Annotated in this window: 14 protein-coding genes; 10 read left to right on the top strand and 4 right to left on the bottom strand. The window is 66.5% G+C overall.

What is annotated here, in order from left to right; genetic code table 11:
- Positions 1–19: 19 nt before the first annotated feature.
- On the bottom strand, positions 20–1,720 hold the full coding sequence (gene fliF / locus U6958_RS04930) for a flagellar basal-body MS-ring/collar protein FliF (protein WP_074923325.1): 1,701 nt from the start codon (positions 1,718–1,720) through the stop codon (positions 20–22).
- Between the two features lie 177 nt (positions 1,721–1,897).
- Between fliF and fliE the strand changes: the two genes are divergently transcribed.
- The gene (fliE, locus tag U6958_RS04925; protein WP_016449318.1) at positions 1,898–2,215 is read left to right on the top strand and encodes a flagellar hook-basal body complex protein FliE; all 318 of its coding nucleotides are present in this window, start codon (positions 1,898–1,900) and stop codon (positions 2,213–2,215) included.
- Between the two features lie 409 nt (positions 2,216–2,624).
- On the opposite strand, the gene U6958_RS04920 is transcribed toward fliE, so the two are convergent.
- The 3 genes from U6958_RS04920 to flgA form a co-directional block, all read right to left on the bottom strand.
- On the bottom strand, positions 2,625–2,996 hold the full coding sequence (locus U6958_RS04920) for a hypothetical protein (RefSeq protein ID WP_016449317.1): 372 nt from the start codon (positions 2,994–2,996) through the stop codon (positions 2,625–2,627).
- A gap of 75 nt (positions 2,997–3,071) precedes the next feature.
- Complete coding sequence (gene flgM / locus U6958_RS04915; protein WP_016449316.1) at positions 3,072–3,392, bottom strand: flagellar biosynthesis anti-sigma factor FlgM; 321 nt, start codon at positions 3,390–3,392, stop codon at positions 3,072–3,074.
- Between the two features lie 78 nt (positions 3,393–3,470).
- Positions 3,471–4,235, bottom strand: a complete 765-nt coding sequence (gene flgA / locus U6958_RS04910; RefSeq protein ID WP_016449315.1) for a flagellar basal body P-ring formation chaperone FlgA — start codon at positions 4,233–4,235, stop codon at positions 3,471–3,473.
- Positions 4,236–4,469: 234 nt separating this feature from the next.
- On the opposite strand from flgA, the gene flgB reads away from it, so the two are divergent.
- The 9 genes from flgB (at position 4,470) to flgJ (ending at position 11,951) form a co-directional block, all read left to right on the top strand.
- Complete coding sequence (gene flgB / locus U6958_RS04905) at positions 4,470–4,883, top strand: flagellar basal body rod protein FlgB (protein WP_013800365.1); 414 nt, start codon at positions 4,470–4,472, stop codon at positions 4,881–4,883.
- A gap of 30 nt (positions 4,884–4,913) precedes the next feature.
- A complete protein-coding gene (gene flgC / locus U6958_RS04900; RefSeq protein WP_016449314.1) occupies positions 4,914–5,318 on the top strand; it encodes a flagellar basal body rod protein FlgC in 405 nt (134 codons plus the stop codon).
- A gap of 34 nt (positions 5,319–5,352) precedes the next feature.
- A complete protein-coding gene (locus tag U6958_RS04895) occupies positions 5,353–6,015 on the top strand; it encodes a flagellar hook assembly protein FlgD (RefSeq protein WP_043790864.1) in 663 nt (220 codons plus the stop codon).
- A 40-nt stretch (positions 6,016–6,055) separates the two neighbouring features.
- A complete protein-coding gene (gene flgE, locus U6958_RS04890) occupies positions 6,056–7,321 on the top strand; it encodes a flagellar hook protein FlgE (RefSeq protein WP_074923326.1) in 1,266 nt (421 codons plus the stop codon).
- A gap of 29 nt (positions 7,322–7,350) precedes the next feature.
- Positions 7,351–8,091: a flagellar basal body rod protein FlgF gene (locus U6958_RS04885; RefSeq protein WP_016449311.1), complete on the top strand. Its 741-nt coding sequence runs from the start codon at positions 7,351–7,353 to the stop codon at positions 8,089–8,091.
- A 22-nt stretch (positions 8,092–8,113) separates the two neighbouring features.
- Positions 8,114–8,896 carry a flagellar basal-body rod protein FlgG gene (gene flgG / locus U6958_RS04880; RefSeq protein ID WP_012202560.1) on the top strand — a complete coding sequence of 261 codons (783 nt, stop codon included), beginning with the start codon at positions 8,114–8,116 and terminating at the stop codon, positions 8,894–8,896.
- Between the two features lie 201 nt (positions 8,897–9,097).
- Entirely contained in the window at positions 9,098–9,805 is a 708-nt protein-coding gene (locus U6958_RS04875; protein WP_012202559.1) for a flagellar basal body L-ring protein FlgH, read from the top strand.
- A gap of 20 nt (positions 9,806–9,825) precedes the next feature.
- The gene (locus U6958_RS04870; protein ID WP_016449310.1) at positions 9,826–10,974 is read left to right on the top strand and encodes a flagellar basal body P-ring protein FlgI; all 1,149 of its coding nucleotides are present in this window, start codon (positions 9,826–9,828) and stop codon (positions 10,972–10,974) included.
- On the top strand, positions 10,971–11,951 hold the full coding sequence (flgJ, locus tag U6958_RS04865; RefSeq protein WP_016449309.1) for a flagellar assembly peptidoglycan hydrolase FlgJ: 981 nt from the start codon (positions 10,971–10,973) through the stop codon (positions 11,949–11,951). The genes U6958_RS04870 and flgJ overlap by 4 nt, the downstream gene beginning before the upstream one ends.
- Positions 11,952–11,956 lie beyond the last annotated feature (5 nt).

The following is an 11,956-nucleotide window of genomic DNA, read 5'->3' as shown; positions in this document are numbered from 1 at the left end:
CAATCCGTGTTTGGCAGGCTCAGGTGGCCTCGCCGTTGATCCAGGTCTTGACGATGTTGGCCACCGCGATCGGGTTCTGCTTGGCCAGTTGGCGCGCCTGCTCCAGGCGCACCTGCTCCTGTGTGGGAGACAGATCGACAGCGGGTCCGGCCAGCGCCGGACGGTCCAGCTGTTCGCCCTCGATGGCATTGAGCTGACCGCCCACGGCAGCCGTCTTGCGGCCCTTGAGCATGGGTCGCACCAGGCCCAGCAGCAAGATGGCGCCGAACAGGGCCAGGCCGATGGGCACGCCCAGGCTGCGGGCCATGTCCAGCACTTCGGGCTGGCGCCACAGCGGCACCGCGGCCGGCGCTTCGTCCTGCACAAAGGGTGTGCTGACCAGGTTGACCGAGTCACCGCGCTCGGCGCTGTAGCCCACGGTCTCGCGCACCAGGGTCAGCAGTTGCGCCTGCTGCGCCGCCGTCAGGCCGCGCGCTGCGGCGGCAACGGTGGCGGCATCGGTGGCGCCACCGGCTGCATTCGGCGCAGCGGCCGCCACCAGGGGCGCATTGATGACCACGGCGGCCGTCAGGCGCTTGATGCTGCCCGTGCTGCCGCGTGTGTGGCGCACGGTCTTGTCCACTTCGTAGTTGGTGATGGACTCGCGCTTGCTGGCAGAGCGCACGGCGTTCTGTCCATCGGCCGCCTGGGGTGCGGGATTGGCGCCATTGACCGGCGCGGACGCGTTCTGGGGCGGCTGGTTGCTGGTGGCGCCGGGGATGCCGGTGGGCTGGGGCGGCTTTTGCTCGCCCGTGCTCTCCACCACCTGCTGGCTGCGCACCACGCCCGCGTCGGAGGACTGGTTGGGGCGGTGCTGCTCCGAGGTCGATTCGGTCTGGCTGAAATCCATCTCGGCCGAGACCTGGGCCTTCACATTGTTCTTGCCGACCACAGGCTCCAGGATATCCAGGATGCGGCGCACGTACTGCTGCTCGATCTGCTGGGTGTAGTTCAGCTGCTGCATGTCCACGGCGTTGGCGTTGCCGTCGGGCGACTGCGACAGCAGCTTGCCCGAATCGTCGAGGATGCTCACGGCCGTGGGCGCCATCTCGGGCACGCTGGAGGCCACCAGGTGCACGATGCCCGCGATCTGCGTGCGGTCCAGCACGCGGCCTGGGTACAGGCTCAGCAGCACCGAGGCCGAAGGCTTTTGCTGCTCGCGGAAAAAGCCGTTCTGATTGGGCAGGGCCAGATGCACGCGTGCGCTTTGCACGGCGGCCAGGGCCTGGATGGAGCGCGTCAGCTCGCCTTCGAGGCCGCGCTGGAAATTCAGGCGTTCCTGGAACTGGGTGATGCCGAACTTGCTGTTTTCCATCAGCTCGAAGCCCGTCACCGAACCCTTGGGCAGGCCCTGGGTGGCCAGCTTCAGGCGCACATCGTGCACGCGGTCGGACGGGATGAGGATGGCGCCGCCGCCTTCCGTGTAGCGGTATGGCACGTTCATCTGCGACAGCTGGGCGACGATGGCGCCGCCATCCTTGTCGCTCAGATTGGAGAACAGCACCTTGTAGTCCGGCTGGCGGTAGAACATGGCCGCCGCCCCCACGGCGACAACCAGCAGCACGGCGATCGCGCCCCAACGCAGGCGCTGGCCACGGTCCATGGCCGTCCAGCGCTGCTGCAGGGCAGGCTGGGGGACGGGAGTGGCTTGGGGGACAGGGATTTCAGCGACAGCAGACATCTTGGTTCCAGGTGTTCGAGCCCTGCACACACAGGACCCTAGCGTGCTGTCGATTATTCGAAGTCCGCCGCTTCACATTCGCCCGATAAGCGCGCCGTTTGACCTTCTATTTGCCCGGATGCGAAAACCCTGCCGACCTACGATCTCGTCATCTTGCTAACTCCGATGGAATGTGTCATGGACCTTCGCATCCCCAGTACCACCTCTCCCCTGTACGGCACCCAGCTCCCCAAAGGCGTGGGCGCAGGCGACGCATCGACCAAAGTGGCGGCTGGCGGCTTCAGCCAGGCCCTTCAAGGCGCGCTGCAGTCCGTCAGTTCAGCCCAGAACCACTCCAGCCAGCTGCAGCGTGAAGTGCAGCTGGAGAACCCGGCCGTCAGCCTCGAAGAAACCATGATCGCCATGCAAAAGGCACAGATCGGCTTCCAGGCCACGATGCAGGTGCGCAACCGGCTCGTGCAGGCCTATACCGACGTGATGAACATGCAGGTCTGAGGACGTCCGGCCCCGGCCGGACCCTCTTTGCCCACCCAAACCGCAGACCGCAGACCGCAGACCGCAGACCGCAGACCGAACAGCATTTGCGCGCACCATCGCATGGCTGCGTCTTTCCGGCACGCGCAGGATCCGGCCTTCTTCAAGGCGTTGTTCCGCTTTCGCCGAACCGGGCCTTTGCCCACCCTCCCCATTCCTGGCCGCCCGTCACCGCACGGCCCAAAGCACCCCGTCTTTTTCAGCAAGCGTGACCTCCTCCCGCGCATGGAGGGTCGCCTTCCGATGCGCAGCCCTGCCTGCACCGGCCGGCAGGCGCGTCACGCCGACGCCACCCCGGAAAAGACAAAACCCTCGGGCACGCGTGCCGGAGGGTTGATCAGGACAGGAAAAAAGGAAGAAGGAGGCAGCTTCAGCTGGCCGAGTGGTAGATGCGCGCCTTGCCCGGTCCGGCGTGAGGGTGTCCATACAGGTCACGTCCATACGTGGCCTGGTCCGAAGCCTGGGGAATCAGCGCCGCCGCCTGGTGCTGGGCCACCACCGCCATGCGCGCCAGCTGGTCGCGCTGCATGGCCATCTGCTCGCCCAGAGCCTGGGCGCGCTCGCGCAACTCCTGCGTCCAGTCGGCCGCGCTGAAGCGGCGGGCCAGTTCGGAAAACGCAGCCATGGCATCGCGCAGCCGGGTGCTGGACTGCTCCAGCGCGACCGCATCCTTCGATTGCAGCGAGGCGGACACCATCCGGACCACCGCGTCCAGGGAATCGAGCATCTCGCTGAGAGTCATGGGACAGGCCTTGCTGAAAAAAAAAGCGCGTGCTCGCGCCGGAAGGAAAAAACCGAGAAAGAACCGAACCCGCGCTCAGACGCGCGAGTGCGAGAGGAATTCCTCGGAGTTGGCCAGCAGCTTGTCGGCCACGGCGTCGGCGTTCACGCGGAAGGTGCCGTTGGCAATGGCTTCGCGGATTTCCTTGACGCGGTTGGCATCGAAGTCGGCGGTGGCACGACCAGTTTGGTCCAGTGCGCGGGCCGAGTTCGAGAACGACACGGGAACACCGGCCGCCTTGGCAGGCTGGGCCTGTGCGGAGGATTCCTCGCTGGCAATGGCGCTGGCTGTCTTGGGCTGCTTGGCGGCGGCCTGGGAGGCAGCGGCGGGCAGTTCCGGTTTTTGACCTATCTTCATCTTGATTCTCCAATCGCCCTGGCGGCGTAAGGCGCTGTGCCTAGCTTTCGACTGCCTGGAACAAAACTTGAGGTTTTTTTACTGCACCAGCACCACGCCCTCGGGATTCACCACCCCGGAGATGAGCCGGCCATTATCCATGCGAACCCGCACGGTCTGGCCTTCGCCGGCGGCAGACATGGCCTTGCCCGACGATGTGACAGAAAAACCACCACCATTGACCAGAACACGCACTTCGGCACCCACCGCGAACAGCGCCGGCGTGCGCAGCATGTTCTGGCGCAGTGCCTGGCCTGCGGCCAGCGGGCGGGAAGCCACCAGGCCCACCCAGTCCTGCTGGTTGGCGTAGACGGCGGCCGAATCCTCGGCCCAGTCCACCTCGGCCTGGACGGCGTCGTCGGCCGACAGCGGGCGGCCCGAAGGCACGCCGTTTTGCAGCACCCAGGCAGGCCCCCAGGCCTTGACCGTGATGGGCAGGAACACATTCCAGGCCACGGCGCCCTGCAGGCAGCGCAGGCCCAGGCGGGTACGGCCCCACAGGCGCGAGCCTGCGGGCAAATAGGGTTCGACCTTGGCGCAGGCGGCCAGGCGCAGGCGGGGATCGAGCTGGCCCATCTGCACTTCCATGCGCAGGGGTAGGGCGCCCGCACCGGCCATGCCCTGCTGCAGGGCCTCGTCGGCAAAGCGCTGGCCGATCTGGCTGAGCTGGGCCGCGCCATCGGGCGCGTTCTGCGCGAACGCGCTGCCTGCCAGCGATGCTCCAGCGGCGAGCGCAGCGCATGCGGCGGCGCGGGCGAAGGCTCGGGCGGCGGAAGGCGGATGGGCGGTGCTGAAGTTCGACATGGCTGGGGCTCCTGACTTGCTCCGGCACCCCGTCAGGATGGGCGGGATACATGGAGCGATGCCAGCAAATATAGGGCGGGCGCCGTTTTCCGAAGCGCCGAACTGCGCAGGCAAACGCGCTTTCTTTGCGCTTTAGCGTTCGGGCCCGATTTCCATAATCGACGCATGCCGCAGTCCGTGGGCTGCCGCCATTTCGTCAACCGATCACCGCAAATCCCAGAGGGCGAGGCCGACATGCTCGACAAGATGACTGAACGACTGGACTTCCAGAGCAAGGCGCTGGTGCTGCGCGCCGAGCGCCAGCGTGCAATCGCCAGCAACATCGCCAATGCCGACACCCCGGGCTATGTGGCACGCGACTTCAATTTCCGCGAGGCGCTGACAGCCGTCACCTCCGGCCCCTCGCCCATGACGCTGGCCAGCGTCAGCCAGGGCGGCCACATTCCGCTGCCTGCCGCCGCCTCGGGGCAGAGCGCGCAAAGCCATCTCGGCTACTCGGTGCAGGCCCAGACCAACATGGACAACAACACCGTGGACCTGGACCGCGAACGCGCCAACTTCGTCGACAACGCCGTGCGCTACGAAGCCACGCTGCGCTTTCTGAACGGCCAGGCCAAGACCATGCTGTCGGCCATCCAGGGCCAGTAAGCCGGCGCCACAGACCACAGGAGCTTTCCCATGTCCATGTTCTCCATCTTCAGCATCTCCGGCAGTGCCGTCAGCGCCCAGTCCCAGCGCCTGAACGTCGTGGCCTCGAACCTGGCCAACGTCGATGCCGTGGCCGGCCCCGACGGCAAGGCCTACCAGGCGCGCCAGGTGGTCTTCCAGACCGTGCCCATGGGCGAGGAAGGCTCCTCGGGCGTGCGCGTCAGCGCCATCAGCCAGGACAACACGCCGGGCCGCCGCATCCACGATCCCCAGCACCCGCTGGCCGATGCCGAAGGCTATGTGACGCATTCCAACGTCAGCGCCGTGGACGAGATGGTCAACATGATCTCGGCCTCGCGCTCCTACCAGAACAACGTCGAGGTCATGAACACGACCAAGTCGCTGCTGCTCAAAACCCTGCAGATGGGCCAGTGAGCCCCGTCCGCACCACATTCCAGGAGCCACTCCCATGATCTATGGCGCAGGCAGCGTCGCCAGCACGGCCGACCTCAACAACAAGAACACCACGAGCAATTCGAACACCGACCCCGCAGCAGCGCAGGACCGTTTCCTGAAGCTGCTGGTCGCGCAGTTGAACAACCAGGATCCCATGAATCCGATGGACAACGCGCAGATGACCTCGCAGATGGCGCAGATCAACACCGTCACCGGCATCCAGCAGTTGAACAAGACCATGGAAAGCATGGCCGGCCAGTTCACGGCCATGCAGGTGCTGCAGGGCACGCAGATGATCGGCCGCACCGTGCTGACCGAGGGCAACACCCTGGGCGTGGGCAAGGAAAAGTCCTATACGGCGGCCTTCGACCTCGAAGGCCCGGCCGCCGATGTCAAGGTGCAGATCACCACGGCCGGCGGCGAGCTGGTGGACACCGTCGAGCTGGGCAGCGGCACTGCGGGCCGCAACTACTTCACCTGGGACGGCAGCAAGTACACGGGCGATGCCAGCCAGCTGCGCTACACGGTGCAGGCCACGAATGCCGACAAGGCCGTGGCCTCGACCACGCTGTCGCCCCACGCGGTGCTTGCCACGGGCACCACCGACGGCAAGCTGACGCTGGAGCTGGACGACGGCACCAACGTCGCCTACACCTCCGTCAAGGCCGTGTACTGAACACCGCACCAAACACCCCAAACCATCGCAGGAGCACACCATGGGATTCCAACAAGGCCTCTCGGGTCTGAACGCCGCCAGCAAGAACCTGGACGTGATCGGCCACAACATCGCCAACGCCAACACCACGGGCTTCAAGTCCTCGCGCGCCGAGTTCGCCGAGGCCGTGGCCAGCGCCGTCGGCTCGGCCAGCGGCCAGACCAGCGGCATCGGTGTCAACGTGGCCGCCGTGACCCAGCAGTTCCGCCAGGGCCCGATCACGACCACGGGCAACAACCTGGACGTGGCCATCAACGGCAACGGCTTCTTCGTGGTGCGCCAGCCCGATGGCAGCACGGCCTATACGCGCGCCGGCAGCTTCGGCCTGGACAAGCAGGGCAACCTCAAGACCGTGCAGGGCGACAACGTCATGGGCTACCCCGTGGACGCCACCACGGGCAAGGTGCTGGCCGGCGGCCAGCCCGTGCCCATGGTCTTCCCGTCGGGCCAGCCGATTGCGGCCAAGACCACGACCAAGATCAATGTGGAGCTGAACCTCGATGCGCGCGCCACGGTGGCTGCAGGCGATGCCACCAAAACGCCACCGATCCCTGCCACTCCACGCGCCACCTATGGCACATCGGTCAATGTCTATGACAGCCAAGGCGTGGCCACACCTGTGCAGATGTACTTCGAGAAGGGCGCGACCCCCAATACCTGGGTGGTCTATGACGGCCTTGATGACCCGACTGCAACGCCACCCAAGACGGCCAATGTGCTGGCAACACTGAACTTTGACGCCGCAGGCAAACTCAACACAGTCGCACCCAACCCCGCTGTTGCCACCATCCAGACCAACAATCCCAATTCGCCAACCCCGGGCACCGTCAGTGTGACGCTGGACTTCTCCAGCGTGACCCAGTTCGGCACCAAGTTCGCGGTCAGCAGCCTCAAGCAGGACGGCTACACCGCAGGCGCGCTCACCGGCATCAATGTCGGCAACGATGGCTCCATCGTGGCCACCTACTCCAACGGCGTGACGCGCACCGAGGGCCAGCTGGCCCTGGCCGCCTTCACCAACACCCAGGGCCTGGGCGCCGTGGGTGACAACAAGTGGGTGGAAACCTCGGATTCGGGCCCGGCGCTCAACGGTACGGCCCAGTCCGGCACCTTCGGCTCGCTGCGTTCGGGCGCGCTGGAGGACTCCAACGTGGACCTGACCGCCGAGCTGGTGAACATGATGACCGCGCAGCGCGCCTACCAGGCCAATGCCCAGACCATCAAGACCCAGGACCAGGTCTTCTCGACCCTGGTGAACCTGCGCTGATAGCCAAGAACTGAGTCAGGAGAGCCGGCATGGACCGCATCATCTACACCTCCATGACGGGCGCCAACGCAGCGGCGCAGCGTCAGTCCGTGCTGGCCCACAACCTGGCCAATGCCGGCACCAATGGCTTTCGGGCCGAAATGTCCACCTTCCGCTCCGTGCCCCTGCAGGGCAGCGGCGCGGGCACGCGCGTGTTCGCGCTGGAGGCAACCTCCGGCTACGTGGACACGCCCGGCCCCACCCAGCGCACGGGCCGCGCACTGGACGCCATGGCCATGGGCCGCGCCTGGTTCGCCGTCCAGGGCCTGGACGGCCAGGAAGCCTACACACGCAACGGCGTGTTCGAGGTTTCCCCCGAGGGCCAGCTGGTCAACAGCAACGGCCAGGCCGTGCTGTCGGACGGCGGCGGCCCCATCGACATTCCGCCCGAGTCCACGATTTCCCTGGGCTCCGACGGCACGCTGACCGCCAAGACCGGCAACCAGCTGCCCGTGGCCGTGGGCCGCGTCAAGCTGGCCACGCCGGCCGAGGACGCTGCGCTGGTGCGCGGCAACGACGGCCTGTTCCGCACGGGCAACGGCGAGCCGCTGCCCAACGACGAGAACGCCCGCCTGCTGTCGGGCGCCATCGAAGGCTCGAACGTGAATTCGGTGGAGACCATGGTCGGCATGATTGCCGCCGCCCGCCAGTTCGAGACCCAGATGCGCCTGCTGCAGACCGCAGAAACCAATGACAAGACGGCCAGCCAACTCTTGAGCATGAACGGCTGAAAGCACTGAAAAGGAAAACGCCATGATCAATTCGCTGTTCATCTCCAAGACCGGCATGGAAGCCCAGCAGACCCAGCTGGATGTGATCTCCCACAACCTGGCCAACGTCTCGACCACGGGCTACAAGCGCGCCAGCGCGGTGTTCGAGGATCTGATCTACCAGAACCTGCGCCAGTCGGGCGCCCAGACCACCGAGCAGAACCAGCTGCCCACGGGCCTGCACCTGGGCCTGGGCGTGCGCACGGTGGCCACCTCGCGCAATTTCCTGCAGGGCGCCCTGCAGCAGTCCAACAATGCGCTGGACGTGGCCATCGACGGCAACGGCTTCTTCCAGGTCAACATGCCCGACGGCACCACGGCCTATACCCGCGACGGCTCCTTCCAGGTCGATGCCCAGGGCCAGTTGGTGACTGCCAGCGGCATGCCCATCGCCAACGGCGTCACCATTCCCCAGGGCGCGACCAAGGTGTCTATCAGCCCCGAGGGCGTGGTCAGCGTGACCATGGCCGGCCAGGCCGCGCCCCAGCAGGTGGGCAACATCGCGATGAGCCAGTTCATCAATCCGGCCGGCCTGGAGCCGCGCGGCCAGAACCTGTTCACGGAAACCGCTTCCTCGGGCCAGCCCCAGCAGGGCCAGCCCGGTGTCAACGGCATGGGCATGATCAAGCAGGGCTACCTGGAAGGCTCGAACGTGAACGTGGTGCAAGAGCTGGTGACCATGATCCAGACCCAGCGCGCCTATGAAATGAATTCCAAGGCCATCCAGACGTCGGACCAGATGCTGGCCAAGCTGGCGCAGTTGTAATTGATCTCTCCCCCTGAGCGGCTTCGCCGCTTCCCCCTCTCTACTCGCTTCGCGAGGGAGGGGGACGACGCCCTCGCTGCGGGGCGGCCCTTGCTCGGCGTCCCTGACCTGGGCCGCGCCGGACTCCGGGGTCGCGCCACATGCCTATGGCTCGCCAGGTTCATGCGAAGCATGGATCACTGAAACACCGGGAACATCGCTATGACCCAACGAACCTTCTCCCTTTCCGCGACGGGCACGTGCCTGGCGCTGGCGGCAGTCCTGTCGGGCTGCACGACGCTCAATGACCCGCCGCCGGTGGACATGCCGTCCACGGCGCCGCCGGTGCTGCCGCAGCCCGCCCCGGTGGCGGGCAGCCCCACGGGCAGCCTGTTCAACGCGGCCAGCTACCGGCCCGGTTTCGAGAACCGGCGCGCGCGCCTGGTGGGGGACCTGGTGACGGTTCAGATCGTGGAGCGTGTGACGGCCAGCCAGAAGTCGGATTCGGGCCTCAAGCGGTCCAACAAGACCACGGCCGGGATTTCGGCGCTGCCGCTGTTTTCGGGCAATGCGCTGGCCAATCTCAAGGACCGCTCCAACATCGGCTTCAACAACAACAACGACTACACGGGCTCGGGCTCGACGTCCAGCGACAACACGTTCACGGGCGCCATCAGCACGACGGTGGTCGATGTGCTGCCCAACGGCCATCTGGTGATCGCCGGAGAAAAGCAGATCGGCGTGAACCACAACGTGGATGTGCTGCGCTTCACGGGCACGGTGGACCCGCGCACCATGCAGCCCGGCAGCCTGGTCGCCTCGACCCAGGTGGCCAATGTGCGCGTGGAATCGCGCAGCCGCGGGCAGGCCGGGGAAGCGCAGTCAATTGGCTGGTTGTCCCGGTTCTTTTTGAACGTTATGCCGTTCTGATTCTCCGGAGAATGGACAGCATGAAAGTACTGTCCATGCTCCTGACATTGCGCCAAGCGCAGCGCCCGTTCTGGGTTGCAGCCGCCCTCGGCGCCAGCATGCTGACCCTGCCGGCGCATGCAACACGCATCAAGGAGGTCGCTGCCATCCAGGGCGTGCGCAGCAACCAGTTGACCGGCTACGGTCTGGTGGTCGGCCTCGACGGCACGGGCGACCAGACCACCCAGATGCCCTACACCAAGCAGGCCCTGGCCAACTACCTGGAGCAGATGGGCATCTCGCTGCCCGCCACAGGCAACGCGGGCCAGCTGCAGCTCAAGAACGTGGCGGCCGTGATCGTCACCGCCGAGCTGCCGGCCTTTGCCCAGCCAGGCCAGACCATCGACGTGGTCGTCTCCTCCGTGGGCAATGCCAAGTCGCTCAAGGGCGGCACCCTGGTGACCACGCCGCTGCGCGGTGCCGACGGCGAGATCTACGCGCTGGCCCAGGGCAACCTCGTGGTCGGCGGCGCCGGCGCCTCGGCCGGCGGCTCCAAGGTACAGATCAACCACCTGAGCGCGGGCCGCGTGCCGCAGGGCGCCCAGGTCGAACGCGCCGTTCCCACCCCGATCAACGAAGGCGACAGCATCACGCTGGGCCTGAACGCCACCGATTTCCAGACCGCCGACAAGGTGGTGCGCGCCATCAACCAGCGCATGGGCCAGGGCGTGGCGCAGGCGCTGGACGGGCGCACCGTGCGCGTATCCGCGCCCCAGGACCCGGGATCGCGCGTGCGCATGATTGCCGAGATCCAGGAGATGCCGATCGAGACCTCCAAGCCCTCGGCCAAGGTCGTGATCAACGCACGCACGGGCTCCATCGTGCTCAACCAGGCCGTGACCCTGGGCCCCTGCGCCATCGCCCACGGCAACCTGGCCATCACCATCAGCACCACGCCGGTGATCAGCCAGCCCGGCGCCTTCTCGCAGGGCCAGACCGTGGTGGCCCAGAAGTCCGACATCCAGATCAAGCAGGAGCCCGGCAACATCATCAACATGCCCGGCTCCCCGCAGCTCACCGACGTGGTGCGCGCACTCAACACGCTGGGCGCCACGCCCCAGGACCTGCTGGCCATCCTGCAGGCCATCAAGGCCGCAGGCGCTCTCAACGCCGAACTGGAGGTGATATGAGCATCGCACTTCCCAATGGATCGCAGACTGCGGCCAGCAATGCGCTGGCGGCCGACGCCCGGTCCCTCAACGCACTCAAGTTCGCGGCCGGCGAGAACAGCCCGCAGGCCGCGAAGGAAACCGCCAAACAGCTGGAATCGCTGTTCATGCGCGAGATGATCAAGAGCATGCGCGAGGCGACCATGAAGTCCGGCCTGCTCGACAGCGCACAGGGCAACCTCAGCACCGACATGCTGGACCAGCAGCTGTCGGTGGCCATGTCGGGCCAGCCCGGCGGACTGTCGGATGCCATCACGCGCCAGCTGGCCCGCACCATGGGCTCGGAAGCCGCCGAGGATGCCGAGATCTCCGTGCCCTCCACGCTGAGCATGAGCCGCATCGCCTGGCGCAGCACGGCCACCAATGCCAATGGCGCCGCCGGCGGCACCGCTGCCATCGGCGCCTGGAGCGGCAGCCGCAGCAGCGCGGCCCAGTCCGTCAACGCCTACGCACCCGCGCCCAAGGGCCGCGACAACTTCGTGGCCCACCATGGCGACGCTGCGGCGCGCGTGGCGCAGGAAAGCGGCATTCCGGCCGCCTTCATGCTGGGCCAGGCCGGCCACGAGACCGGCTGGGGCAAGAGCGAGATCAAGAACGCCGATGGCAGCAATGCCCACAACCTCTTCGGCATCAAGGCCGGCAAGGGCTGGACGGGCAAGGTCGCCGAGGTCACGACCACCGAATACATCGACGGCGTGGCGCGCAAGGTCACGGCCAAGTTCCGCGCCTACGGCTCCTACGAGGAGTCCTTCCGCGACTATGCGCGGCTGATCACCAGCAATCCGCGCTACGAGAAAGCCATGGGCAAGACCGACTCGGCCCTGGCCTATGCGACCGAGCTGCAGAAAGCCGGCTACGCCACCGATCCCGAATACGCCAGCAAGCTCAGCCGCGCCATCCAGAGCGCCGTGCAGAGCGCGGCACGCGCACAAGCCTAAACCGA

The organism is Delftia lacustris (assembly GCF_040267515.1).
Classification (GTDB): Bacteria; Pseudomonadota; Gammaproteobacteria; order Burkholderiales; family Burkholderiaceae_C; genus Comamonas; species Comamonas tsuruhatensis.
This window is presented reverse-complemented; position numbering and strand designations above follow the sequence as displayed.

What these genes read in the sequence shown, in the direction of transcription:
- fliF (WP_074923325.1), bottom strand. Translation starts at nt 1,720, where the DNA reads ATGTCTGCTGTCGCTGAAATCCCTGTCCCCCAAGCCACTCCCGTCCCC.
- fliE (WP_016449318.1), top strand. Translation starts at nt 1,898, where the DNA reads ATGGACCTTCGCATCCCCAGTACCACCTCTCCCCTGTACGGCACCCAG.
- U6958_RS04920 (WP_016449317.1), bottom strand. Translation starts at nt 2,996, where the DNA reads ATGACTCTCAGCGAGATGCTCGATTCCCTGGACGCGGTGGTCCGGATG.
- flgM (WP_016449316.1), bottom strand. Translation starts at nt 3,392, where the DNA reads ATGAAGATAGGTCAAAAACCGGAACTGCCCGCCGCTGCCTCCCAGGCC.
- flgA (WP_016449315.1), bottom strand. Translation starts at nt 4,235, where the DNA reads ATGTCGAACTTCAGCACCGCCCATCCGCCTTCCGCCGCCCGAGCCTTC.
- flgB (WP_013800365.1), top strand. Translation starts at nt 4,470, where the DNA reads ATGCTCGACAAGATGACTGAACGACTGGACTTCCAGAGCAAGGCGCTG.
- flgC (WP_016449314.1), top strand. Translation starts at nt 4,914, where the DNA reads ATGTCCATGTTCTCCATCTTCAGCATCTCCGGCAGTGCCGTCAGCGCC.
- U6958_RS04895 (WP_043790864.1), top strand. Translation starts at nt 5,353, where the DNA reads ATGATCTATGGCGCAGGCAGCGTCGCCAGCACGGCCGACCTCAACAAC.
- flgE (WP_074923326.1), top strand. Translation starts at nt 6,056, where the DNA reads ATGGGATTCCAACAAGGCCTCTCGGGTCTGAACGCCGCCAGCAAGAAC.
- U6958_RS04885 (WP_016449311.1), top strand. Translation starts at nt 7,351, where the DNA reads ATGGACCGCATCATCTACACCTCCATGACGGGCGCCAACGCAGCGGCG.
- flgG (WP_012202560.1), top strand. Translation starts at nt 8,114, where the DNA reads ATGATCAATTCGCTGTTCATCTCCAAGACCGGCATGGAAGCCCAGCAG.
- U6958_RS04875 (WP_012202559.1), top strand. Translation starts at nt 9,098, where the DNA reads ATGACCCAACGAACCTTCTCCCTTTCCGCGACGGGCACGTGCCTGGCG.
- U6958_RS04870 (WP_016449310.1), top strand. Translation starts at nt 9,826, where the DNA reads ATGAAAGTACTGTCCATGCTCCTGACATTGCGCCAAGCGCAGCGCCCG.
- flgJ (WP_016449309.1), top strand. Translation starts at nt 10,971, where the DNA reads ATGAGCATCGCACTTCCCAATGGATCGCAGACTGCGGCCAGCAATGCG.